Source organism: Pseudomonas sp. HP_12 (assembly GCF_055283955.1).
In genome coordinates, this window is the sequence record NZ_JBTOQG010000060.1 from 243,584 (window position 1) to 265,846 (window position 22,263).

Consider the following 22,263-nt stretch of genomic DNA (forward strand, 5'->3'; position numbering starts at 1 on the left):
GCCCCGAATCTCCATGTGGGCAAAATCAGGTCGCGCCGAACATCTGGGCGAAAGACCAGTCTGTCCAGAGGTACCTTTTGCAATTGTCTGGAGATTCCCATGCCCCCGTTGAAGAAGATCGCCCTGGCCATCACCACCGCCAGCCTGCTCGGACTGACGCCCGTCATTGCTCACGCCGCAGCCGCCGATCTGCCGACCCAACTGGCCGAAGCGCGCCAAGAGGGGTCGATCTGGACCGCCTTTGCCCTGAACCGGCATTTGAGTCCCTTCAAGATCAGCGTGGATGTGGAACAGGGCACGGCAATCCTCAAAGGGAAGGTCGAAAACCAGGTCGACAAGGATCTTGCCGCGCAGATAGCGGGCGACATTCAGGGCATCAACAAGGTCGATAATCAGCTTGAGATCGATCCGCAGGTCGCGGCCGATCCGGGCACCAAAGCCACCATGGCCCAGCGTTTCGACGACGCAACGCTGATAGCAACCATCAAATCCAAGCTGCTTTGGAACAGCGTGACCGAGGCATTGAATATCGATGTCAGCGCTGCTCAGGGTGTCGTCACCCTAAAGGGACAGGCGAAAGACGCAGATGCCAAGCAGCTGGCCGGAAGCCTGGCCACCAATACGGACGGCGTGACGGAGGTGAATAACCTCATCAGTGTCAGTGCGCGAGATACCCAGGCCATCAAAGAGCAGAGCGAACTCCAGGCCAATGCCGTTCGCGAGGAATTCAGCGATGCATGGATCACCAGCAAGGTGAAATCCAGCCTTATATATAGCCGCACCCTCGATGGCTTGAACATCAAGGTTGAGACCAAAAACGGAGTAGTCACGCTGGACGGTGTGGTGGCCAATTACGCCGAGAAGGAACTCGCGGTCGAAATCGCGCGCAACATTCGCGGGGTTAAAGGCGTCGATGCCGACACGCTGCGCGTCACGGCGCGCAGCGCAGGCTAGAGCGTTACGCGGCGGTCGAATGACGGTTCTGAGATCAGAAATTACATCCTGAATGAATTCGGCCGCCAACGTGGTGTCAGGCGGTTCGTGCATTCCGCACGATGGCAGATGTTCAATCGTGCAGCTTGCGCGTAAGACGCTTCCGGGTTGTAGTTATAACTTATTGATTTATAAAGGTTTATTGGCCTTCAGAAAGCTGGCACACAGCGTGCAATACCCTTGGTAACAAAGGCCCGAACAGACGGCCGACAAGATTGCCAGGAGTCCGCTGAATGAACGCTCAACATCTCGCCAACAAACTGCGTATCTCACCTCTGCATTTGCAGCAGGTTTTGTTTGCCAGTCTGGCGCTGATGATCACGCTCATTGGTGTGCAGCAGTTCAATCACTGGAATCAGAAACAGGAAGTGACTCAGGTCCACTACTCCCATGCCCACACCGTACCGTTTGCCAAGGCAAGTGCGCTGAAAGCCTCGGATGTCGCCCTGAGCATGCAAGTTGATGACGCGGCCGCTACTCCTGATGAAGCGCCACGTCAGCAAAGCTGGGTTTTCTGAACTTCCGGGTCGAAGACGCGATCTACCCCGAGGGTCATTCCGACGCCTCGACGTAGCAAAAAAATCAATAAACAGTAAGGAGATTCACCATGTTGAGTTGGGCAATCACATTTCTGATCATCGCTATCGTTGCAGCCGTCCTTGGTTTTGGTGGTATCGCAGGTACTGCTACCGGCATTGCCAAGATCCTGTTCGTGGTCTTCCTGGTTATGTTCGTGGTGTCGTTCTTCTTTGGGCGTCGCGGCCGAGGCTGAATATGGGCTTCAAGCATTTCCATGCACTGACATTGGCGCTCCTTGGGAGCGCCAGCGTTACAGCTATGGCGGCCAACGACGGTCAGTCTCGGGCGAACGAGCTTTTGAGCTCCAATCCCGAGTACCGCGAGACGTGGTCGAGCGTCGTGAAGAAGGAAGAGCGACTGCCCGACTGGGTGATCAATCTCTCCGGTGCCGCGGAGCAAATGAACGCCGTGACCGAAGACGGTGACAAGTATCTGGTAGGGCCGCTCTGCGAAACCCAGGACACTTGCCGCAACAAGCGTCTCATCGTCGCGTTCAGTCTCGACAAATCCCATGCTTACGCCATGTTGGTCGAAGTGCCGGCGGGACTTCCCGCAGACAAATCGCCGACGCGTCATGCGGATTACCGGTTTTTGGGCAAACCGGACGAAGGCATGCAAGGCCTTCTGAAAGAGCAGCTCAAGAAAGACCCGAACTGGTACTGATTTGAATGAGGGGAGACCTGTCCCTGACAGACCTTCCTGATAGGCGCGCAGCCCGAAGACGGTGCGCGTGTGACCAAGGGGCCGGGGCGTTACGATCAACGGAGTGATTGAAGCGTTCTAGGTGTACAAGGAGTACTCCCACACGTGGGCCGGGTCAGGCAAGCCGCAACGCAAGTCCATCGTCCGATACGGTTTTAGCCTTTATCCGACAGTGGACTTGTGAGGCGCAAATATCCTCTATTTCCTCAAAGGTCTCCGGTCTTCAAGAGTCCTACAGAGCTGCTTCTACGTTTCCTACGACCGTATATCGCCAAAAATCCCCCGCTTAAATGGCTTGTCGGCCACCTTTGACCAATCTGTCATATTGCCACCGCGCCTCGCGTAAATCGGCTACAGGCGACGTTTTAGCCACCTCTCAGCATTCTCCAGTCAACTATGTTCGCCCTCTTTTGGCGCACTGCAACGTAAGTGATTGATTTTCATCATGCCGATTCGGCATGGGGTAGTCATTTACGGCATTAGACGATGACAGTCACCGTGGGAATAGTTGCGCCTTTTTCGCCTGCTCAGAGCTCGGATGCTCGCCTGCGGCCACTTACGAGACAGTCCTGACGGCGACCGCGGCGTCGCGCTTGCTGGCAAGCGCAATGATGAACGTGTGGTTGGGGGATGTCCCGGCAATGACAACAAGGTAATGACATGAAGAAGGCAAAACTGAGCCTCGCCTGGCAGATCCTCATCGGCCTGGTCCTGGGTATCGCCATCGGCGCCGTCCTGAACCACTTCAGCACCGAGAAGGCTTGGTGGATCAGCAACATCCTGCAGCCAGCGGGCGACATCTTTATCCGCCTGATCAAAATGATCGTTATCCCGATTGTGATCTCCTCTCTGGTCGTAGGCATTGCGGGCGTTGGGGACGCCAAGAAGCTTGGCCGCATCGGCCTGAAGACCATTCTCTATTTTGAAGCCGTCACCACGATTGCCATCGTTGTGGGTCTGCTGCTGGCCAATGTCTTTCATCCCGGCACCGGCATCGACATGAGCACGCTGGGCACGGTGGATATCTCGCAGTACGAGAAGACCACCTCCGAAGTGCAGCATGACCATGCCTTCGTCGCGACGATCCTCAATCTCATACCGTCGAACATCTTCGCGGCGGTTGCCCGTGGCGACATGCTGCCGATCATCTTCTTCTCGGTGTTCTTCGGGCTGGGCCTGTCGAGCCTGAACGCGGAAGTGCGTGATCCACTGGTAAAGGTCTTCCAGGGCGTGTCGGAGACCATGTTCAAGGTCACTCACATGATCATGAATTACGCGCCGATTGGCGTGTTCGCCCTGATCGCCGTGACCGTCGCCAACTTTGGCTTTGCCTCGTTGCTGCCATTGGCCAAGCTGGTGATTCTGGTTTACGTCGCCATCGCCTTCTTTGCCTTTGTGGTGCTGGGCCTGATTGCGCGCCTGTTTGGCTTTTCGGTGCTCAAGCTGATGCGCATCTTCAAAGATGAATTGGTGCTCGCCTATTCCACCGCCAGCTCCGAGACCGTGCTGCCGCGCGTGATCGAGAAGATGGAAGCGTACGGGGCGCCCAAGGCCATCAGCAGCTTCGTGGTGCCGACCGGTTACTCGTTCAACCTTGACGGCTCGACGCTGTACCAAAGCATCGCGGCGCTGTTCATCGCGCAGCTGTATGGCATTGATCTGTCAATCGGCCAGCAGTTGATGTTGGTCCTGACCCTGATGGTGACGTCCAAGGGCATTGCCGGTGTGCCGGGCGTGTCGTTTGTCGTGCTGCTGGCAACCTTGGGCAGCGTGGGCATTCCGCTGGAAGGCCTGGCGTTCATTGCCGGCGTCGACCGCATCATGGACATGGCGCGCACCGCGCTGAACGTGATCGGCAACGCGCTTGCGGTGTTGGTCATCTCCCGCTGGGAAGGCATGTACGACGACGCCAAGGGCGAGCGCTACTGGAACTCCCTGCCGCACTGGCGTGGCAAGGACCCTCTGCCGGCGGGTCAATCGACGGTGGAGTAATCACTGTCTGGCGTGAATCATCAAACCCTGGCCCCGGCCGGGGTTTGTTGTTTCTGCCCCCGCCGTTATCATCGCCGCATCTTGCGAGGGGATTTGTATGCTGAACGGCCTATGGCTTGGGTTTTTTGTGGTCGCGGCGATTTCTGCGCTGGCGCAGTGGCTGGTCGGTGGCAACGCTGGCGTTTTTGCCGCCATGGTCGAGAGCATCTTCGCCATGGCCAAGCTGTCGGTTGAAGTCATGGTGCTGTTGTTCGGCACCCTGACCCTGTGGCTGGGCTTTCTCAACATTGCCGAAAAGGCGGGTATCGTTGACTGGCTGGGCAAAGTCCTGGCGCCGCTGTTTCATCGCCTGATGCCTGAAGTGCCGCGCGGCCACCCGGCGTTAGGCTTGATCACCCTAAACTTCGCCGCCAACGCGCTGGGTCTGGACAACGCCGCCACACCCATCGGTCTCAAAGCCATGCGCTCACTGCAAGAGCTCAACCCCAGCCAGACCATCGCCAGCAACGCGCAGATCCTCTTTCTGGTGCTCAACGCCTCTTCGCTGACGCTGCTGCCGGTGACCATCTTCATGTATCGCGCCCAGCAAGGCGCTGCCGATCCCACCATGGTCTTTCTGCCGATCCTGCTCGCCACCAGCGCCTCGACGCTGGTCGGTCTGCTGTCAGTGGCGTTCATGCAGCGCCTCAAGTTGTGGGACCCGGTGGTGCTCGCTTATCTGATTCCCGGTGCGTTGCTGCTGGGCGGCTTCATGGCGGTACTCGCGGGGCTGTCCGCTGCTGCGCTGTCGAGCCTCTCGTCGGTGCTGGGCAACGTGACGCTGTTCGGCATCATCATGCTGTTCCTGGTGGTTGGCGCGCTGCGCAAGGTCAAGGTGTACGAAACCTTCGTCGAGGGCGCGAAAGAGGGCTTCGACGTTGCCAAAAACCTGCTGCCTTATCTGGTCGCGATGCTCTGCGCCGTCGGCGTATTGCGAGCGTCCGGCGCGCTGGATCTGATTCTTGAGGGCATTCGTCACGGGATTCAATGGATGGGCATGGACACCCGTTTCGTCGATGCCCTGCCGACGGCGCTGGTCAAACCGTTCTCCGGCAGTGCGGCGCGGGCGATGCTGATCGAAACCATGAAAACCCAGGGCGTCGACAGCTTCCCGGCCCTCGTCGCGGCGACGATTCAAGGCAGCACCGAAACTACGTTCTACGTGCTGGCGGTGTACTTCGGCGCCGTGGGCATTCAGCGCGCGCGACACGCCGTGGGCTGCGCGCTGCTGGCGGAATTCGCCGGTGTGGTGGCCGCGATCGCCGTCTGCTACTGGTTCTTCGGCTCGGCGGCGTAACGCCTCTCGCCCTGCTCAACGGTCCACTGCAACACTTGGGCGGCCAGCGTATCGCTGGCCTGACCGAACGCCGAGACCACCGCCGACACCTGCTTGTCGGCCACCGGCTGATGCACTTCAAAGCGCCGGCTCGCCACAATCCGCTGGCGATCGTCAGCGAGCCGCGCATCCAGGCGAATCACCACTTCAATGGCGGCCCCGCGATACTCGCTCTGAAACGCCTGCAGCTCCCCGCCCAATTCAAAATCAGCCTGCAGATTGCTGTCGTCGGTGCTGATCGACTGCACTCGCCCTTCGCGGTAGAAAGCATCAGTCAGTCGGTTGCGCAGCAGAACCGGCGCCGGGTCACTCCATCGCGCGCCCTTGTAGCTGCTGATGACATTGCCCTGGGGGATGACGGCTATACGCGGGTTGTCCAGTGTCTCGCTGGATTTGGGCCGCACCACCCGCAATGACCACGCCACCGGCGCCGCCCCTTTGCTGGCGGGCGATGCCGTCGGCAAGCGGTATACGTCAGACGGCGCCTGCTCGGGTAGGATCGAACACGCGCCGAGCGACATCAGGGTAGCCGCCAATAACAGCCGAGTGATGGACTGACCGACAAGCCTCATGGCTCGAACTCCTTATTCTTCTCGCTGCCCAGCAAATAGCCGCTCGGGTTGGCGTTCAGGCTGCGCGAGATGGTTTTCAATGAGCTGAGGGTTTCACGCAGCTCGCGAATCGCCGGGCCCAGTTCGCCCAGCCCTTGCAGGCCATCGTTCACCGAATTCTGGTTGTTCTTGAGCAGCGTATTGATGGTCTGGCTGCTCTGTTCGAGGGATTTCATCGCCTGCTGCGCACTGGCGATGGTTTGCCTGCCGTCGCTGGTCAGCAACTGGTTGGCGTTGCGCATCAGCGTAGAGGTCTGCTCCAGCGTCGCGCCGGCCTGCTTGCTCAGCAGCGTCATCTGTTTCAAGGCCTGACGAATGTCGTCGCGCTGATCGGAGATGGCCCCGGTGGTTTGCTCCAGATGCTGCAGGGTGCGTGACAGCGTCTCCACGTTCTCGGAAGAAAACATCGCGTTGGCGTTGTGCAGCAATGCGGTGCTGCCGCTCAGCAAATCATCGCTGTCGTTCAGCAGCCGCGAAATGGGCGACGGCGAGGCGATGATCACTGGCAGGTTGCCGCCCTCGCCCTTCAGTTCCTCGCTTTGGGGTGTGCCGCCGCTGAGCTGAATGAGCGATGTACCCGTGATGCCGGCCAGTGCCAGTTTGGCGAAGGTGTCGCGCTTGATCGGGGTTTCACCGGCCACGCGGATCTGCGCCAGCACCCGGCGCGGGTCTTGGGGATCGAGGCGCAACTGCACGACGTCACCCACCTTGATCCCGCTGTACTGCACTGGACTGCCGCGGGACAGCCCCGTCACCGCCTCGTTGAAGACAACCTGATAGTCCTTGAACGCCGAGTCGACGCTGGACTTTGCGAGCCACAGACCGAACAGCAGCGCGGCAGCGACCACGATCACCGTGAACAGGCCGATCAGAACGTGATGGGCGCGGGTTTCCATCATGAGACCTCGTGTGGGTGGGTGGCCGCCGAATAGGCCGAGCGGCCGCGCGGGCCATGAAAGTATTCGTGAATCCAGGCGTCCTTGGTCGCCGACACCCTGTCGATGGTGTCCGCAACCAGCACGCGCTTCTGCGCCAGCACGGCGACGCGGTCGGTGATTGTATAAAGCGTGTCGAGGTCATGGGTGACCATGAACACGCTCAGCCCCAAGGCGTCGCGCAGGGTCAGAATCAACTGATCGAAGGCGCCGGCGCCTATCGGATCGAGCCCGGCAGTGGGTTCGTCCAGAAACAGGATGTCCGGATCCAGCGCCAGCGCTCGTGCCAGCGCCGCGCGCTTGATCATGCCGCCCGAGAGCGACGCTGGGTATTTGTGCGCCGCCGACAGCGGCAGTCCGGCCAGCGCCATTTTGATCCCGGCCAGATGCTCTGCTTCCTCGCGGCTCAGGCCGGCGTGTTCGATCAGCGGTAGCGCGACGTTCTCCGTGATGGTCAGCGAGGAGAACAGCGCGCCCTTCTGAAACAGCACCCCGAAACGTCGTTCAACCTGGGAGCGTGCTTTGTCGGACAGATTCAGCAAATCCTGACCCAAGACGCGGACGCTTCCTGCGGCAGGCCTTTGCAGCCCGACAATGCTGCGCAGCAACACAGATTTGCCTGCGCCGGAACCGCCCACCACGCCAAGGATCTCCCCGCAATACAGGTCCAGATCGAGGTTCTCGTGCACCACCTGCGGGCCGAATCGATTGCTCAAGCCGCGGACCTCAATCACCGTCTCGACGGGTTGTACGCAGCGTCGGGTCACCAGCCAATCTCCATGCAGAACATTGCCACCAGTGCGTCCAACACGATGACCACGAAAATGGACTGCACCACGCTCGATGTCGTATGAGCCCCAACGGACTCAGCGCTGCCCTCGACCTTGAAGCCTTCCAGGCAACCGATCGCGGCAATAAAGAACGCAAAAATGGGCGCCTTAGCGATGCCGACGAGAAAGTGCTGCACGCCGATGTCGGCCTGCATCAACGACAGAAACATCGCCGGCGAGATGCCCAGCGACAGAGCGCAGACCACGCCGCCACCGACGATGCCGCAGATCATCGCGAGAAAGGTCAGCATGGGCAGTGAGATAAGCAACGCGATCACGCGAGGCAATACCAGCAGTTCTGTAGGACTTAGCCCCAGGGTTTGCAGCGCATCCAATTCCTCGTTGGCTTTCATCGAGCCGATCTGCGCGGTGAAGGCGCTGGCCGTGCGACCGGCCAGCAGGATGGCGGTCAACAGCACGGCGAATTCCCGCAGGAACGAGAAGCCGATCAGGTCAACGGTGAAAATCGTCGCGCCAAAAGCTTTCAGCACCGTGGCGCCGAGAAAGGCTACCACCGCGCCAACCATGAACGTCAGCAGCGCCACAATGGGCGCGGCGTCCAGGCCGATTTGCTCGATGTGGGCGATGACGGACGTGGTGCGCCATCGTTTGGGGCGAAACAGGGTAGACGCGAAGGTCTGCAGGATGAGCCCGATAAAGCCGAGCAGCTGCAGCGTGTCCTTCCAGATCACCTCCACTGCCGAGCCAATTCGTGACAGCAGCTGCATGCCCACGGCCGCCTCGGGCTCTCGGACTGGCTGGCAATAGTCTGCCAGTGCGCTCTGGATGGTCTGCATCAGCGCGCGGCTGGATTCCGGCAGGTTGGGCGCTTGTACGGCCAATAGGCGCAGGCGCTGTACGCCGAGCAGTTCCACGAGCAGCGACGCACCGGCGGTATCGAGGGCGCCGAGTTCGTCCATGTCCACGAGGGTGGCTGGACCGAATCCGGCGCTCAGCGCATCGGTCTGGCGCTTGAGTTCGCGGTAATGGGCAAGCGTCCAGTCTCCGGCAATCCGCAGTTGCACGGGATTGATCGAAGTGTCCAGTAAGACGCGTCCTGGAACCTTGGGCGCGGAGGAAGCCTGCGTGGTCAATGGGGTCATAGCGACGAGCTTAGTTGGTTTTGGCCGGGGCTGATGGGCTCTCGGCTGGCGCACTGTCCGCAGGTTTTTTCGCGTCCGAATCATCCGGATCCGCAGCGTCGGTGCCTGGCTTCAGGCCTGCCGGCTTGATCTTGTTGCGAGTGACGGGCGGCTGATCGCGCTCGGTGACGTCAAAGCGCAGCACACCAATCATCTGCCCGTCCTCAGTGAGCACCCTCACCTGCCATTTACCCAACACGTCCGGCGGAAAATTCTGTTTGTGCGTCCAGGCCCGGTAGCCTTCCTCACGACCGCCCTTGATGTCTAGAGCAATGCGCTCTATTTCCTCGCCGTTATGGCGCCACACATGATAAATCCGTTCATTCAGACCGCGCGGGGCGTTGATCGACGTGTAGGCGTAGAGCCCGGCGCTGCGCAGCTGGTTGACGCCGATCTCCTGAATGCTCTCGCCGGGGGTGCGATTCTGGTTATCGAAGCGCGTACTTATTGCCGCCTCGGTCAGCCAGAGCGTCGCCGGCGGCACCCAGAATCGCGCCATCCAGCCCACCCCGCCGATGGCCAGTGTCATGGCCACCACGCCGACGCCGCGTTTCCAGTTGTTGATCGGGTAGCCCGATGCCAGGCTCGGGAACGACAGCAGCATCGCAATGCCCAGTGCCAGCTTGTAGCTCTCGGCCGTGGTCAGGTGAACGATGATCGGCAGCGCCGTGAGCAGTGCGGCGAACAGCGTCAGGGTGTGCAGGGCCATGAACAGCCAGCGGCGCGGCGCCAGCCATTTGTAGTAGAGCGGGTCGATGATCGAAATCAGACCTGCCGCCCCGAGCAGCCCGGTGAACGCCAGCTGGCCGCTGTACCACGTGGTGGTGACGAAGAAGAACGGCAGTACGAAAAACAGGCTTTCCTGATGGATCATCTGGGTGCCGTAGCGCAATAGCGGCTGCGGGATCTCGCGTTTGAACAGCTTCGCGAACAGGGCGACGGCGCTGTTTTCAACCATCAGCCAGATCCAGCTCACCAGCAGAATGACCGCAATCCAGGTCGCCAGCTTGGCCTGGCGATCCACCAGAATGAAGCTGCCGATGCCTGAGCAGAACCCGAAGAACGCAATCAGCCCGGGGTAGCGCTTGATGAACTCCAGCACGCGCTGTACCAGCGAGTGCTGAATGATTGCGTTAATGTCTGGCATCTCGGGGCGTCGCTCTTCGTGGGTGAGTCTTGGTGTTGGAGTATGGATGTACGGAGCTGGGTGTATAAAAATAACCAAGCCGGACTGCGCCCACTTCGTCGAAATATTGAAACGCCAAGCGCCTCGCTTACAACGGCCTCTTCTTGTATACCCGCCACCGCCAGAGGATCAGCAACGCCACCAGTGCCGTAAGAAGGCATCCGACTGCGTACAGCTCGTCGTAGCTGAGCAGTGGCTCCTCAACGCGAAGATACCCGGGTTGCGCCAGCAATTGACGCATCGCCTGATTGGCCAGATCCAGACTCACGCCTCGGGTCCTCATGGCCGGATCCTCAAAGCGGCCATCATCGTAATCATTCAGCGCACCCCAGTAATAGTCGGCCAACGCGCTGTTGCCTTGAACCGCCCAGGCCTGCCTGGCAATGGACGCCTGCTGCAGCCGCGCAAAGGTCGCCGGGTCCATACCTTCCTTGCGCAGCCGCTGGAGCATCGAGCGTACCGCCGCCGTGGCCGAATCGACGTCTTCGCGGTTGAGATCAGCGTTCAGGCTGAGAAAACCGGTGTCCCCAAATGCTTCGCGATCGGCCCATGGCCCGTAGGAATAACCCTTGTCCAGACGCAGTTCGCTGTACAGCGCCCAGTCCAGATACGCTTTCACCAGATCCCAGGTTTCATCGTGCTGCTCGCCCATGTCTGGCTCGGGGAACAGCAGATGCAGCTTCGCGCCATCGCCCAACGCGCCCCGCACCAGCGTGCGCTCAGGATCGGCCTTTTCAGTGATCGAGCGCAGCGGCGGATGCTCCGTCGGCTCGACCGCATTGAGCTGACCGAAGGTGCGCTCAAGGTAGGCAGGCAGCAGTTTGTCGAGGTCGCCCACGATGATCAGCGTCATGTTGTTGGAGGCGTACCAGTTGTCGTGGATATTCTCGATCTGCTCCAGCGTCAGGTGATCGACCTCAGGCCGCTCCGGGCACTTGAGGCCAAGCTCCACGGCAAGCTGGCTGCTGGCGCCGTGGCCCAGGTCGCGTTTGTCCAGCCAGCGTTGCAAATGCGAATAATGGCCCCCGTCTTCTCGAGCGACGATGCGCTTGGCGGTGTCCAGATTGGCTTGATTGATTTGCGTGTGGGTCAGCAGATTGAGCAATAGGTCGAGCACCTTGCGCTGATTCTGCGCCGGCGCCTCGATGACGAAGGTGGTGTCGGTGTTGCTGGTGAACGCGTTCCATTCACCGCCCAACGCCTGCATCTGCTGCTCTAGGCCGCCCTCACCGCTGTTGTCGATCCCGCTGAACAGCAGATGCTCAAGCAGGTGCGGCAGTTCTTTGTCTTCGCATTTGAAGTCATCGAAGCCAATTCCCACGACCAGGCGAATGGCGACATGACCTTTGTCCGCAGGCTTGAGCAGCAACTGCAAACCGTTGGGCAGCACGTAGCCCTCGACCTGAAACCGGTCGAGGGCCATGGAAGAAAGGGATGTCAGAACCAGACAAACGAACAGCAGGCAACGCATAAAAACGGGCTTCCTTGCGGGCCGGTATGTGTAACAGACTTCGCAGAGGCCCCTGCGTTCACCACGATTAATCCGCGTTGCCCTCGCTGGACAAGGCGCCTGTGTCGGTGGTTTCAAGGACCGCGTAGGCGCTGCTGCAGAACAGCGAGTTCAGGCGTTTCATGTCGGAAATCAGCTCAAGGTGCAGGGAACTGGTCTCGATGCTCTGCACGATCTTGCGTTGCAGTCTGCTGACATGGGCGTGGGCCAGCCGCCGCTCCTGTGCCCGAAAACGACGTTTCTCGCGCAACAGCTGGCGCGCGCTTTCCGGGTCACCGCTGAGGAAGACCGACAGGCCAAGACGCAGGTTCGCCATCAGTTGCTCGTGCAGCCCTGAGAGTTCTTCCAGGCCGACGTCGGAAAACGACCGCCGCTGCGACGTTTTCTGCTGCTGGACCTTGCGCAGCATGCGCTCGATCAGGCCGCTGGCCAGCTCCAGATTGATCGCCAGTTCGATGATCTCGGCCCAACGGCGATTGTCCTGATCGCTGAGGTCGTCGCGTGGCATCTGCGCCAGGTACAACTTGATGGCGTTATAAAGCACCTCGACATCGTCGTTGAGCCGACGTACTTCCTGAGTGACCGCCGTCTGGTTGCCCCGCAGCACCTCTTGCATGGCATTGAGCATGCTGTCGATGAGATCACCCATGCGCAAGGTTTCGCGCACCGCGTTTGCCAGCGCCAGGCTTGGCGTGGCGAGTGCGGTCAGGTCCAGATGGCGAGGCTTGGTCTGGCCGTTGATCTCGGCCTGCTGCGGCAGAATCGACGCGCACAGGCGCCCCATCGGCCCCACCGTCGGCAGCATGATCAGGCAGCGCAGGGAGTTGTAGATGACATGAAAGCTGATGACCAGGCTCGACGGACTGACATTCAGCGTGTCCATCCACGCCACCAGCGGGGTCAGCACCGGGGTGATCAGCAGCAGGCCGATCAGCTTATACAGCAGGCTGCCCAGCGCCACTTGCCGACCGGCGACGTTTTGCATGCTGGTGCTAAGGAACGCCAGCAGACCACTGCCGATGTTGGCGCCGATCACCAGACCAATCGCCACCGGCAGGCTGATGATTTCCGCGCCTGCGAGGGTCGCCGTCAGCAGCACGGCCGCAAGGCTTGAGTAGGAAATCAGCGCGAACATGGCGCCGACCAATGCGTCGAGCAGAAGATCGCCCGTCAGTGACGCGAACAGCACCTTCACACCTGCAGCCTGGGTAATCGGCGCGGCGGCAGTGACGATCAGTTGCAAAGCGAGAATGATCAGGCCTAGGCCAATGCCGACACGACCCAATTGGCCCACACGGGTTTGTTTGCGCGACAGAAAGAAGATCACGCCCAGAAAGATCAGCAGCGGTGATAACCACGACAGGTCGAACGTCAGGATTCGCGACATCACCGCTGTACCGACGTCGGCACCGAGCATGATGGCCAGCGCGGGCGTCAGGCCCATCAAGCCCTGGCCAACGAACGACGTCACCAGCATTGCCGTGGCGTTACTGCTCTGCACCAGCGCGGTGACGAGTATCCCTGCGACAAATGCCAGCGGGCGTTTGGACATGTTCTGGCCAATGACCCGGCGCAGCTGCGAGCCGTAGACACGCAGAATGCCGGTCCGAACGATGTGTGTGCCCCAGATCAACAGCGCGACGGCGGAAAGCAAATCGAGCAGGGTCAGCATACGGAGAGCCCCCTGAAGGTTGCCCATTGGGCAAAGTTAAAAGGTCCAGCGTGTAGCGAGCGTACGCGCTTGAGGTGAATCGAACAGCGCACTCAACTAAAGCTTTAGTCGGCCTGTGGCCTTAATGCCAGCATGGCACAGCGGATTATTTCCTGAAACAAATCTGTCATAAATCAGGTGTTTGAATGCCACGCTTTTGCGCTCTGCCAATAAAAAACGGGGCATTCACAGCCCCGTTGTTTTGACGTCTGTGCGGCGGACGTTACTGACCCGGCACATCCTTGTGAAGTTTCACAGGGTCCTGCATCGCACGTTTTTTAGCCACCGACGTGCGCATCTTGATGTTGATCGCTTCAACTGCCAGCGAGAACGCCATGGCGAAGTAGACGTAGCCCTTCGGCACATGCACATCGAACGACTCGGCAATCAGGACGGTACCGACGACGATCAAGAACGACAGCGCCAGCATTTTCAGCGACGGGTGCTTCTCGATGAAGTCGCTGATGACGCCTGCGCATAGCATCATGATCAGCACCGCCACGATGATCGCCGCCACCATCACCGGTACGTGGGACACCATGCCGACAGCAGTGATGACCGAGTCCAGCGAGAATACGATGTCGATGATTGCAATCTGAATGATGGTGTACAGAAACATGCCGCCCTTGCCTTTCGGCTCGTCCAGCGTCTCTTCTTCGCCTTCCATGCCGTGGTAGATCTCTTGCGAGCTCTTCCACAACAGAAACAGGCCACCGAAAAACAGAATCAGGTCGCGACCCGAAATGCCCTGGCCCCAGACCACGAACAGGTCGTCGGTGAGGCGCATGACCCAGGTGATCGACAGCAGCAGCAGAATCCGCGTCACCATCGCCAGCGCCAGGCCGAAGATACGGGTGCGTGGCTGCATGGCCTTGGGCATGCGGCTGACCAGAATCGAGATCATGATGATGTTGTCGATGCCCAGCACGATTTCCAGGGCGGTCAGCGTGAAGAAAGCAACCCAGATCTCAGGGTTGGTCAGCCATTCCATTACGTATTCCTTTGAGCGTTCGTTTTCCCTCCGGCACGGTTGCGCCAGAGGGAGCGTTGAGTTGCGTTATAGGCTGCTGAAGAACGGGAAGATTCCCATCAGCAGCGCGGCGATCAGAATGCACACGCACACCAGCACGGCCCATTTGAGGGTAAAGCGCTGGTGATCACCGAATTCGATGCCCGCCAGTGCCACCAGCAGATACGTCGACGGCACCAGCGGACTCAACAGGTGGACGGGCTGGCCGACGATCGAGGCACGTGCCATTTCCACCGGACTGATGCCGTAATGCGAAGCGGCTTCGGCCAGTACCGGCAGCACGCCATAGTAGAACGCGTCGTTGGACATGAAGAAGGTGAACGGCATGCTGACCACCGCAGTGATCACGGCCAGATAAGGGCCCATCGCTTCAGGGATCACGGCCAGCAGGCTCTTCGACATCGCGTCGACCATTCCGGTGCCAGACAGGATACCGGTAAAGATCCCCGCAGCAAAAATCAGTCCGACCACTGCCAGCACGCTGCCGGCGTGGGCAGCGACGCGGTCTTTCTGCGCTTGCAGGCACGGGTAGTTGACGATCATGGCGATACTGAACGCAATCATGAACAGCACCGGCAGCGGCAACAGGCCCATGATCAGTGCCACCATCAGCGCCAGCGTCAGTGCGGCGTTGAACCAAATCAGCTTGGGACGGCGGGCTTCAGGAAACTGGGAAACGCTGATGTCGCTGTGATCGCCTTCGTCACCGGGCAAGTGCAGTTCGCCCAGGCGCGCACGTTCACGTTTGCCGTAGAAGTAGGCAATCACCAGAATCGCCACAACGCCCGCCAGCATCGCCGGAATCATGGGCACAAAGATGTCGGATGGATCGACATGCAGGGCACTCGCCGCACGCGCGGTCGGGCCACCCCATGGGGTCATGTTCATCACGCCGCCGGCCAGGATGATCAAACCGGCCATGATGCGCGGGCTCATGCCCAGACGGCTGTACAGCGGCAGCATGGCGGCCACGCAGATCATGTACGTCGTGGCGCCATCACCGTCCAGCGAGACAACCAGCGCCAGCACCGCCGTACCGACCGACACTTTGACGGGGTCGCCTTTCACTAGTTTGAGGATCTTGCGCACCGCCGGGTCGAACAGCCCGGAGTCGATCATCAGTGCGAAATAAAGAATGGCGAACATCAGCATCACGCCCGTTGGCGCAAGCTTGGTGATGCCGGCCAGCATCATTGGGCCGATTTCGGAGGCAAAACCACCGAACAGAGCGAAAACAATAGGAACGATGATCAAGGCAATCAGCGCTGACAGGCGCTTGCTCATGATCAGGTACATGAAGGCGACGACCATGGCGAAGCCGAGGAAGGTCAACATAGCAATACTCCAGCGTTACGCGGCGGGGAACGGACGAGACGAATCGATCAGCTCAAAACGAGCGGCGCGTGGAGTCGGGGATTACGGAGGGGGTACTGCAGGGCACATGCAAGCATCGGGAATCACCTAATTGTTGTTGTAGATGGGCCGGAGAACGTCAAGCGCGTTCGTCCTGGCCGACCGGTCTGTCGCCGGCGGTGAGGTGATGCTAAACGGGGAAGCTTTCAGCCAGCTTTCGTTGCACTTCTGAAGTTGACGAGCGGGAGTTTGAGTTATCGACCCCAGGATGCGGTCAGACCCCTACATAACCTGGAGAGTGCTCATGAGTGAATTGCATACCGGCGGATGCCATTGCGGCAATCTGCGTTACCAGATCGATGGGCCCGTGGATGACGTTGCCCACTGCCACTGTACGATTTGTCGGCGCACGTCAGGGGGGATCGTCGTGACGTGGACCAGCGTGCCGGTCGAGGCTTTCAAATGGCTGGCGGGAAGTCCGACCCCCTATGATTCAGGGCCGACGTGCGTCAGGTATTTCTGCAATAACTGTGGGGCGCAGGTCGCGCTGTTCAGCCGCAACAGCCCGGAGACCATGGACGTGACCATCGCCACCCTTGATCGCCCGGAGCTCACGCCTGCCGATCGGCATATCTGGACCGACAGCCGCCTGCCCTGGCTGCACCTGGACGAGCATCTGCCGGGTGAGCCTGGGGAAACAGCCTGAATCAGTGCGGCCGTGCCGCTGCGCAACGATCAAGGCAGCTCCAGGCCGCCGGCTGCTTTGTGCAATGCCCGCAGGTGATCACCGACCTGCTTGAGATTGTCTTCGGTCGCAGCAATCTCGGCGGCGCGGTCGGGATCAAGCAGCGCCCTCACCTCTTTATCCAGATCACCGCTGAGCCGCTGCAGTTGTTTCTGGCGCTGGCTACTTTCGTCTTCCAGACGCTGCCACTCGCCTTCCTGCGGCAAACCGTAGCCGCCGCTGCCGAGCAATTCCGCCGGGCGACTCAGGAATCCGCTGTTGGCCAGAATGTCCTGCAATGTGCCGGTCGCCTTGGAAACGCCGTTATCCTTTTGCTCCACAGCACTTAGATAACGCTGTTTCACCTCATCCTGCGCGAGCAATAGTTGACGACGCAGTCCGGCCTGTTCCAGCAGCAGCATTGCCGCGCTGGTACGCAGGTCAGCCTGAGCGAAATACGGACGCCGTTCCTGCGGGGTCAATGCCAACCAGTCTTCCACCGTTGTTTGCTTGACGCTGGTGGTCTTGCGCAGCACATCGAACATCGCCTGATAACGGTCGCGGTACGAGTCGAAGCGGTAGCCCATGCGCAGCGCTTTCTTGGGATCGTCCAGCACGCTGGTATCCGCCAGCCCCCTGCCCTTCAGCACTTCCAGCAGGCCATTGGGCATGATGCTGTCCAGCCCGACAAGCCGCGGATCGTTAGTGCCACTGCGCAGCAGCTTCAGGTTTTCCACCGCGCAGTTATTGGACAGGAACCAGTAATCCCCGTCATAGGCCCAGTGCATCTCGGCTGCGTGCTGAACCAGACCGTTGATCTCCTCACGGGAGAGTTTCAGCGGGACCGAGGCCAGGCCACGCAGTTCGGTCTTGGTGTACTCATCGATCACCTGACCCAGTGGCAGGACAAACAGGCGCGACGGATATTTGCCGGTCAGGCCGCTCCAGCTGGACAGCTGCAGATCATTGACGAACGCGCGATACGACAGCACCAAGTGCTGATCCAGGTCCAGCCGGCAGTCCGGGCCGCGTGGGCGACCAGGCTTGCAGATCACCAGCCGCAGCATGCTGTGACCCCAACGGCTCGCCAGATTCTGGTTGGCCTCGGCCAGCAGGTAATCCACCTCATACACCCGCTCGGGATCGAGCTTGCCCAGCGGCTCTCGGGCGAAGTCGTTACCGGCGTTGAGATAAGGATAGGACGTCGGGCACTGATCCTTCGTCGCTGGCGCCCAGTCGAACCGAGCCTTGTAATAGTCGTACAACGCCGGACGGCGGCAGGCGTAGGCCGGATCGAGGAGGAAGTACTCCATGTTCACCGCAACGAATTCCAGCGGGCTGCTGATTTCGTAGATATCCGGGCTGCGCGCGACCTGGCCATTGCGCTCTTCCCTGTCACCGCGGCGGCCGACGTACTGCGGCCATCCCGCCAGATCCAGAAGGCGCGGATCATCACTCAGCGTGAAACGTCGGTCGGTCTGCCCCCGGCAGCTGTCACGCAGGCCAACCTTCCCCACGCTCTTGCCCTGCCGGGCACACGCAACGATCAGCTTGCGGTCTTCAGGGGACCAGAGCTGCGCGTGATCATAGATATGGGTCAGCTCATGCAGGACCGTGGCGAGCATTTCCTCGCGCACGGTGCCGTGAGGACGGTTGGTTCGTGTCGTTGCGGCGCTGCCATCGGTCAGGCCTGCGAGCAGGTGCTCATTCAGGTCCAGACGGTAGGGACCGTCTGCACGGCCGTAAGCATTGGACGGCATGTCGTCGGTCCAATGCACTTCCACCTTGCGATCAAGCTTGCTGACGAACAATGGCGGCAGGTGCGCCATGGCTTCGTCGAGCAATGTCTGGCTGGCCTTTTGTTGCGCAGGACTGAGCCCGTCGTTATGCAGCGACAGGCTGAGGTCGGCGAAGGCGCTCGTGCAAATCAGCGAGAGCGCCGACGTCAGCAGCCAGACAGCGAGGCGTTTCACAGTGCGAGGATGGCCTCGGCGAGGTCCTGATCACTGGCATTACGGGCTTCAGGCAGGCGGTCACGCAGTGTGATGAAGGCTGCGTCGAGCAGTGCGCCATGGATGTCACCGTTACTGGCGACATAGCTGGCGGCGTCGTCGCGCGCTTCGAGCACGAGTTTCCAGTTGCGCACGGATGAGGTGGTGTCGGAGGTGAAATCGATGCTGCGGCCGAGGGCGCGAACGACGATGTTACTGGTGGCCTTCAGGGTTTGCGCCTGTGCCATATCAGTCAGCAAGAGCAGGCCAAGGGCGGCAGCGATCAACGGGGTACGCATGGAACGTCTCCAAAATACGGTAGTTACAAAAAAAGTGACTATTGGACGAGGATTGCCTGCGCCAGTTCAAGGTCGCTTGCATGAAGTTTTGGGCGGGTTTGACGCAGGTACGCCAGCGCAGACTCCAGCCGTGCTCCTCGCAGTTGGCCGTCACTGGCGACAAACACTGCAGCATCATCCTGGGCGGCAATTATCAACTTGCTATCGAAAGGCCCGGTTGTCACCTGGCTGGTGGCGTATCCGGTTTTGACCAGGCTTTGTGTTGTCACGTCGAACGCCAGAACCTGAGTTGAAATACTCAAGGCTGCGGTGACGGCAAGCACGAGGCGAAACAACGAATGCATGGCTATTCAGGGCTGTTCAGGTTCTGCGAAACGAGTCGCAAGGCTAGCGCAACACCTGGGCCAGAGCTAGTGCAAAGACCCGGGCTCGCGTTTGAGAAACCTGTCGCGAAGCTGAATCAGATGGCAAGAATCGCTTGCGCGAGTTGCGCGTCCGACGCTTGCAGGCCCGGTGCAACCTCGCGGATGTGTTGCAAGGCGCCCTGGAGCTTCACGCCTCGGATCTCGCCTTCGCTGGCAACGAAGCTTGCGGCGTCGTCGCGGGCGGCCAGAACGATCTTGTCATCGTGGAAGGAGGACGAAATTTTAGACGTGGCGTTGGACGAAGCATCGAGCGCACGGACGATGGTGTCCGTTGTAACCACAAAGCTGGAAGCCTGGGCTCCGGTGGCAGCGACGATCAGGAAAGCGGCACTCAACAGGCGAACGCGAGACATACAGGCACTCCAAAAATAACGGGATTCGAAAACCACAGACGCATAAATCGGGAAGCTCAGCGAGAGCTGTCTTGTGACTGCATGGTCAAGGTGGCGCAAGATTAGCTTATAAGCGGGCTGCCGAACTATCCCGGCCTTGTGCCAGTGGCCGCTACGTAATTCCATATCTGCCGCAATTACCCGTGGTCGTTGGACTGTAATGGGATTTTCTGAGTTGCGTAAAACTGTACTGGTTGGCCCTTAGCGTGTTTTGCCCGACCCAAGAACGACAAAACCCGTCAGCAGTGACCTGCTGACGGGTTTTGTTTGAACAATTCGGGTTGCTGGTGAGAGGCGCTCGGCCTGGGACCAGCAGACGCTAACTTAGCGCCAGAACGGCTTGCTCAGCTCTTCGTAACGCTGGGATTCGCTGATACCGGCGTCAGCCAGCAAACGTGCATCCAGGCGAGCCAGTTGATGGCGGCTGGACAGGCGACGCTGCCAGAGCATCAGGTTGGCGAACATGCGCAGCGGCAACGAGGCTTGTGCGGTTTTTGCGGTGTCTTCGTAGAACAATTCGGAACTGACGGTGCGTTCCATGATGCTTCTTCCTTCCGCTTGTGGCGGGATTAGAGATTGACTTGATTGGTGACAATATTCCTCTCATTGCCCGTCTCTCTCTAGACACAGTTCATTTGTATTGTGCTGCTCCAGTTAACTGTTAATAATCACTGTTTTGTTCGGAAGTGGGACAACTGTACGGGTCTGCACCAGAAGTGTGCTTTTTTGGCCATCTTGCCAATCATTTGCTGTTAGGCGTACGTGAAATCACCCGTACAGCAGTACAGTTTTTGCAGAATTTGCGTTCAGGCTGCGAACTGTGACGACGAAAGGTCGTCGCCACTGACAAACTGTGTTTTCAGATCGCCAACATGCGGCCGGTTTCTTCCAGGTTCAGGTGCCAGCTGAGTGCATCCCGCAGCACATGCGGCGTGTGACCGCCAATTGCACAGGCGCGGCGGAAGTAGTCATTCAGCGCCTCGCGATAGGCCGGATGCACACAGTTGTCGATGATGACCCGGGCGCGCTCGCGGGGTGCCAAGCCTCGCAGGTCTGCCAGTCCGATCTCGGTGACCAGAATGTCTACATCGTGTTCGGTATGGTCTACGTGGCTGACCATTGGCACCACGCTTGAAATGGCTCCGGCTTTGGCAATGGACTTGGTCACAAAAATGGCGAGATGGGCGTTGCGGGCGAAGTCGCCTGACCCGCCTATCCCGTTCATCATCCGTGTGCCGCCCACGTGAGTGGAGTTGACGTTCCCGTACAGGTCGAACTCCAGGGCAGTGTTGATACCAATGATGCCCAGGCGGCGGACGACCTCCGGATGATTCGAGATTTCCTGGGGGCGCAGTAACAGTCTGGATCTGTACTGCTCCAGATTGTCGTAGACCGCAGAGTGCTTGCGCTCGGACAACGTCATGGAACAGCCCGAAGCGAAATCCAGCTTGCCCGCCTCGAACAGATCGAACGTCGAGTCCTGCAGCACTTCCGAATACATGGTCATGCCGTGAAAGGGTGAATCGATCAGCCCGGTCATGACGGCATTGGCGATCGTACCTACCCCGGCCTGCAGCGGCATGAGCTGATTGGTCAGTCGGTTCAGCCGCACTTCGCCTTTGAAGAACTCGATCAAGTGGCCCGCGATAGCCTGAGTGTCGGTGTCTGCCGGCAACACCGTCGACGGCGAGTCGGGTTGATTGCTGATCACGATGCCGACGATCTTGGCCGGATCGATCTTCACGGCCTGACTGCCAATTCGGGTATCGGTCTTAAGCACCGGGATCGGCAGGCGTGTTGGCCGGTAGGTGGGTATATAGATGTCGTGCAGCCCTTCGAGCTCCATGGGTTGGGCAAGGTTGATCTCGATAATCACGTGTTCGGCAAGAATGGCGAAGCTCGCCGAGTTGCCGACTGACGTGCTGAGCACCAGATGTCCCTCTTCGGTGATTGCTACGCATTCGATCACGGCGATGTCCACGGCCTTGATCTGGCGATTGCGCAGCTGCTCGACGGTGTCCGACAAGTGCTGGTCAATGAACATCACGGTGCCGTCGTTGATGGCCTTGCGCAGGGTGCTGTCGACCTGAAACGGCATGCGGCGGGAGAGCACGCCGGCCTCGGTCAGTTGCTTGTCCAGATCGTTGCCCAGGCTGGCGCCCGTCATCAGGCTGATCTTCAGCGGAACTGTTTTGGCGCGTTCGGCCAGCGCCTGGGGCACGGCCTTGGCTTCGCCGGCGCGGGTGAAGCCGCTCATGCCGACGGTCATGCCGTCCTTGATCAAGGAAGCGGCGTCGGCCGCGCTCATTATCTTGCTCATCAGCGAAGGCAGACGGATTCGTTCACGGTGCATGTTGTTTAATCTCATGACAAAGATGCGTGAGCGAAGTCTAGAGATTTGAGGAGCGTTCGTCCCGCTACCAAGGTCGCACTAAAGGCTCTAATTAGCGCCTTTGCGCGAGAAACACTTTTACCCGGGCTGT

General features: G+C 59.7%; 22 protein-coding genes. 7 read left to right on the plus strand and 15 right to left on the minus strand.

The window, feature by feature from the left end; genetic code table 11:
* Positions 1–99: 99 nt before the first annotated feature.
* From ACYASU_RS24890 to ACYASU_RS24915, 6 genes are all read left to right on the plus strand, one after another.
* Complete coding sequence (locus ACYASU_RS24890; RefSeq protein ID WP_192174451.1) at positions 100–954, plus strand: BON domain-containing protein; 855 nt, start codon at positions 100–102, stop codon at positions 952–954.
* 272 nt (positions 955–1,226) lie between these two features.
* Positions 1,227–1,511: a hypothetical protein gene (locus tag ACYASU_RS24895; protein WP_192174452.1), complete on the plus strand. Its 285-nt coding sequence runs from the start codon at positions 1,227–1,229 to the stop codon at positions 1,509–1,511.
* 89 nt (positions 1,512–1,600) lie between these two features.
* On the plus strand, positions 1,601–1,765 hold the full coding sequence (locus tag ACYASU_RS24900; protein ID WP_002555679.1) for a DUF1328 domain-containing protein: 165 nt from the start codon (positions 1,601–1,603) through the stop codon (positions 1,763–1,765).
* Positions 1,766–1,767: 2 nt separating this feature from the next.
* Positions 1,768–2,235 carry an inhibitor of vertebrate lysozyme family protein gene (locus tag ACYASU_RS24905; RefSeq protein ID WP_192174453.1) on the plus strand — a complete coding sequence of 156 codons (468 nt, stop codon included), beginning with the start codon at positions 1,768–1,770 and terminating at the stop codon, positions 2,233–2,235.
* A 699-nt stretch (positions 2,236–2,934) separates the two neighbouring features.
* On the plus strand, positions 2,935–4,266 hold the full coding sequence (gene gltP / locus ACYASU_RS24910) for a glutamate/aspartate:proton symporter GltP (protein ID WP_463584390.1): 1,332 nt from the start codon (positions 2,935–2,937) through the stop codon (positions 4,264–4,266).
* Between the two features lie 97 nt (positions 4,267–4,363).
* Positions 4,364–5,602 (plus strand): nucleoside recognition domain-containing protein, encoded by a 1,239-nt coding sequence (locus tag ACYASU_RS24915; RefSeq protein WP_463584391.1) that lies wholly within the window; start codon positions 4,364–4,366, stop codon positions 5,600–5,602.
* On the opposite strand, the gene ACYASU_RS24920 is transcribed toward ACYASU_RS24915, so the two are convergent.
* From ACYASU_RS24920 to ACYASU_RS24960, 9 genes are all read right to left on the minus strand, one after another.
* Positions 5,575–6,213 (minus strand): ABC-type transport auxiliary lipoprotein family protein, encoded by a 639-nt coding sequence (locus tag ACYASU_RS24920; protein WP_463584392.1) that lies wholly within the window; start codon positions 6,211–6,213, stop codon positions 5,575–5,577. The genes ACYASU_RS24915 and ACYASU_RS24920 overlap by 28 nt on opposite strands.
* A complete protein-coding gene (locus ACYASU_RS24925; RefSeq protein WP_122623686.1) occupies positions 6,210–7,148 on the minus strand; it encodes an MlaD family protein in 939 nt (312 codons plus the stop codon). The genes ACYASU_RS24920 and ACYASU_RS24925 overlap by 4 nt, the downstream gene beginning before the upstream one ends.
* Complete coding sequence (locus ACYASU_RS24930; RefSeq protein WP_463584393.1) at positions 7,148–7,954, minus strand: ABC transporter ATP-binding protein; 807 nt, start codon at positions 7,952–7,954, stop codon at positions 7,148–7,150. The genes ACYASU_RS24925 and ACYASU_RS24930 overlap by 1 nt, the downstream gene beginning before the upstream one ends.
* Complete coding sequence (locus ACYASU_RS24935; RefSeq protein ID WP_192174458.1) at positions 7,951–9,120, minus strand: ABC transporter permease; 1,170 nt, start codon at positions 9,118–9,120, stop codon at positions 7,951–7,953. Before ACYASU_RS24935 ends, ACYASU_RS24930 begins: the two co-directional genes overlap by 4 nt.
* 10 nt (positions 9,121–9,130) lie before the next feature.
* A complete protein-coding gene (locus tag ACYASU_RS24940; RefSeq protein ID WP_463584394.1) occupies positions 9,131–10,306 on the minus strand; it encodes a DUF5924 family protein in 1,176 nt (391 codons plus the stop codon).
* Positions 10,307–10,433: 127 nt separating this feature from the next.
* Complete coding sequence (locus tag ACYASU_RS24945; protein ID WP_463584395.1) at positions 10,434–11,816, minus strand: M16 family metallopeptidase; 1,383 nt, start codon at positions 11,814–11,816, stop codon at positions 10,434–10,436.
* Between the two features lie 67 nt (positions 11,817–11,883).
* Complete coding sequence (locus ACYASU_RS24950; RefSeq protein ID WP_192174461.1) at positions 11,884–13,527, minus strand: Na/Pi cotransporter family protein; 1,644 nt, start codon at positions 13,525–13,527, stop codon at positions 11,884–11,886.
* Positions 13,528–13,789: 262 nt separating this feature from the next.
* A complete protein-coding gene (locus ACYASU_RS24955; RefSeq protein WP_463584396.1) occupies positions 13,790–14,557 on the minus strand; it encodes a TerC family protein in 768 nt (255 codons plus the stop codon).
* A 66-nt stretch (positions 14,558–14,623) separates the two neighbouring features.
* A complete protein-coding gene (locus ACYASU_RS24960; RefSeq protein WP_192174463.1) occupies positions 14,624–15,931 on the minus strand; it encodes a CitMHS family transporter in 1,308 nt (435 codons plus the stop codon).
* Between the two features lie 322 nt (positions 15,932–16,253).
* Here ACYASU_RS24960 and ACYASU_RS24965 point away from each other — a divergent pair, with 322 nt between their 5' ends.
* A complete protein-coding gene (locus ACYASU_RS24965) occupies positions 16,254–16,655 on the plus strand; it encodes a GFA family protein (RefSeq protein WP_463584397.1) in 402 nt (133 codons plus the stop codon).
* Positions 16,656–16,684: 29 nt separating this feature from the next.
* Here the strand turns inward: ACYASU_RS24965 and ACYASU_RS24970 are convergent, their stop codons facing one another.
* The 6 genes from ACYASU_RS24970 to ACYASU_RS24995 form a co-directional block, all read right to left on the minus strand.
* Complete coding sequence (locus tag ACYASU_RS24970; protein ID WP_463584398.1) at positions 16,685–18,646, minus strand: DUF7844 domain-containing protein; 1,962 nt, start codon at positions 18,644–18,646, stop codon at positions 16,685–16,687.
* Positions 18,643–18,963 carry a DUF2388 domain-containing protein gene (locus ACYASU_RS24975; protein WP_037017155.1) on the minus strand — a complete coding sequence of 107 codons (321 nt, stop codon included), beginning with the start codon at positions 18,961–18,963 and terminating at the stop codon, positions 18,643–18,645. The genes ACYASU_RS24970 and ACYASU_RS24975 overlap by 4 nt, the downstream gene beginning before the upstream one ends.
* A gap of 38 nt (positions 18,964–19,001) precedes the next feature.
* The gene (locus ACYASU_RS24980; RefSeq protein ID WP_282365496.1) at positions 19,002–19,307 is read right to left on the minus strand and encodes a DUF2388 domain-containing protein; all 306 of its coding nucleotides are present in this window, start codon (positions 19,305–19,307) and stop codon (positions 19,002–19,004) included.
* Between the two features lie 116 nt (positions 19,308–19,423).
* Positions 19,424–19,741 carry a DUF2388 domain-containing protein gene (locus ACYASU_RS24985; protein ID WP_133774179.1) on the minus strand — a complete coding sequence of 106 codons (318 nt, stop codon included), beginning with the start codon at positions 19,739–19,741 and terminating at the stop codon, positions 19,424–19,426.
* Between the two features lie 363 nt (positions 19,742–20,104).
* Positions 20,105–20,320 carry a DUF1127 domain-containing protein gene (locus ACYASU_RS24990; RefSeq protein ID WP_093466716.1) on the minus strand — a complete coding sequence of 72 codons (216 nt, stop codon included), beginning with the start codon at positions 20,318–20,320 and terminating at the stop codon, positions 20,105–20,107.
* Between the two features lie 319 nt (positions 20,321–20,639).
* Complete coding sequence (locus ACYASU_RS24995) at positions 20,640–22,133, minus strand: acetyl-CoA hydrolase/transferase family protein (protein ID WP_463584399.1); 1,494 nt, start codon at positions 22,131–22,133, stop codon at positions 20,640–20,642.
* Positions 22,134–22,263: the final 130 nt, after the last annotated feature.